This window comes from Marinomonas arctica (assembly GCF_003259225.1).
Lineage (GTDB): Bacteria > Pseudomonadota > Gammaproteobacteria > Pseudomonadales > Marinomonadaceae > Marinomonas > Marinomonas arctica.
On record NZ_QHJF01000091.1, the window covers coordinates 1 to 440 of the forward strand.

Consider the following 440-nt stretch of genomic DNA (forward strand, 5'->3'; position numbering starts at 1 on the left):
CAGAGATTCCCACTGATTGAGGGTATATTGGATCGCTTTGAAGATCAGCGAGTCTTTGGGAACTTTAGGGTGGTTGGTTTCCAGCCATGCTTTGAAGTCTTGCAGCACTGGCAAGGCCAGTTCTTGGCGAACAGTGTATTTTTCCGACTCGCTTAAGCCTTCTATTTTGCTTTCGATGGCATAGAGCTTGCGGATTTTACCGATGCCGACATCGGCTTTCGATGGCTTGGCCTTGTTACTTTTTCCTTTCTGAGAAGTCACACCGCGCGCGGCTTCAACAAACTTGCGCCGCGCATGATCCCAACAGCCAATGCGAGTGATATCAAGTTCTCGGCAGACTTTGCCATAGCCGCTATAGCCGTCCACTTGTAATACGCCACTAAATCCTTCCAATAGGCGTGTCGGTACGTGACCCGCTCGGGTCGGATCATAGTCGAACA

Annotated in this window: 1 protein-coding gene; it reads right to left on the bottom strand. The window is 50.2% G+C overall.

Going from position 1 to position 440, the window contains the following annotated elements:
* Positions 1 to 440, bottom strand: a 440-nt coding sequence (locus DK187_RS20960; RefSeq protein ID WP_162623583.1) for an IS66 family transposase, incomplete at both ends; no start/stop codon positions are given.